This window comes from Kytococcus sp. HMSC28H12 (assembly GCF_001816045.1).
GTDB classification, from domain to species: domain Bacteria; phylum Actinomycetota; class Actinomycetes; order Actinomycetales; family Dermatophilaceae; genus Kytococcus; species Kytococcus schroeteri.
Genome location: NZ_KV824373.1, coordinates 1 through 1,082, shown reverse-complemented (window position 1 = coordinate 1,082; position 1,082 = coordinate 1). Strand labels below are relative to the sequence as shown.

The 1,082-nt window shown below is 73.2% G+C and carries 2 protein-coding genes and 2 pseudogenes; all 4 read right to left on the bottom strand.

Annotated features, from left to right (window positions below; genetic code table 11):
- Nucleotides 1-209 (bottom strand): annotated as a pseudogene (locus tag HMPREF3099_RS12330) (hypothetical protein); the annotation flags it as partial.
- The gene (locus tag HMPREF3099_RS04265; RefSeq protein WP_101849303.1) at nt 206-601 is read right to left on the bottom strand and encodes a TadE family protein; all 396 of its coding nucleotides are present in this window, start codon (nt 599-601) and stop codon (nt 206-208) included. The pseudogene HMPREF3099_RS12330 and the gene HMPREF3099_RS04265, both read right to left, overlap by 4 nt.
- Nucleotides 601-804 carry a hypothetical protein gene (locus tag HMPREF3099_RS04260; RefSeq protein ID WP_070704396.1) on the bottom strand — a complete coding sequence of 68 codons (204 nt, stop codon included), beginning with the start codon at nt 802-804 and terminating at the stop codon, nt 601-603. The genes HMPREF3099_RS04265 and HMPREF3099_RS04260 overlap by 1 nt, the downstream gene beginning before the upstream one ends.
- Nucleotides 805-861: 57 nt before the next feature.
- Nucleotides 862-1,082, bottom strand: a pseudogene (locus tag HMPREF3099_RS04255) (type II secretion system F family protein); the annotation flags it as partial.

Here is a 1,082-nt window from a genome sequence, read left to right as displayed (position 1 = left end):
AGGTCGGCGGCCGTGCGGGCCCGGGAGGCCGCCCTCCACGTCTGCCCGGCGGTGACCCCCGCGGCCAGCAGGGCGAGCACCGCCACACCGACCAGCAGGGCCACCATCGAGCCCGAGCCCCGTTCGCCGTCCCGCCACCACCGGGTGGCGGTCCAGCGCCGGCGACCCGGCGAGCCGGTCCTGCGGCCCGCCGGGGTGGGTGTGCTCATCGCACACCCGGTTCCATGAGCGCGGTGGCCGAGGACTCCGGGTGGAGCCCGGGGAACCACTCGGCCGGACCGCGTGCCCGGGCCTTGACCGTGACGGTGACCGACCTGCCGGTGCGCCGCTGGTGCACCGTGGCCCCCTGGGGGGCGAGGCGCTCCACCTGGTGCCGCACCTCGATGCGGGAGTCGCCACGGGACGCGGCCCGGGCACCCACCCGGGCCGCGTCCGTGACCTGCAGCAGGTCCACCACCAGCACCATCGCGGTCAACGCCATGCCCAGCACCAGCACCACCACCGGCATGGCCATGGCCAGCTCCACCGAGGTGAAGCCTCCCTCGCCGTCACGGGGGCGACCCGCGCCCACCGGGCGGAGACCTCGACGGTGCCGGGTCATCACTTGAAAGCGTCGAAGGCGGCCTTGATGACCTCCCCCATGAGCGTGGGCACCAGGTCCTTCATCATGTTCATGCCCAGCAGCACCACGGCGGCGATGACGAAGATGCCGATGGCGTACTCGGCCACCGCCATGCCCTTCTCGTTCGCGGCGCGCATGCCCTCGATGCGGGGCTGGACGAAGCGCTGGATCTTGTTCTGCATGGGACTTCCCTTTCTGTTGTGGACCCACCCCTGTGGTGGGCCCCCCTTTCCACCGGGTCAGGCCTGACCCAGGGTCTGTGTCGCCATCGCCACCACCAGCGGCACCACCGCGATGAGGACGAAGGCAGGCATGAAGACGGTGCCCAGTGGGACCACCAGGAGCACCGGGAGACGGGCCGCAGCCCGCTCGAGGGCAGCAGCGCGGTCGCGGCGGAGGTCCACCGCGGCCCGGCGCACCGTGTCGGCCGGTGGGGCGCCCGCCAGGTGCGCGAGCGTGA

Coding starts and splice junctions, on each gene's coding strand:
- HMPREF3099_RS04265 (WP_101849303.1), bottom strand. CDS start 601: ATGACCCGGCACCGTCGAGGTCTCCGCCCGGTGGGCGCGGGTCGCCCC.
- HMPREF3099_RS04260 (WP_070704396.1), bottom strand. CDS start 804: ATGCAGAACAAGATCCAGCGCTTCGTCCAGCCCCGCATCGAGGGCATG.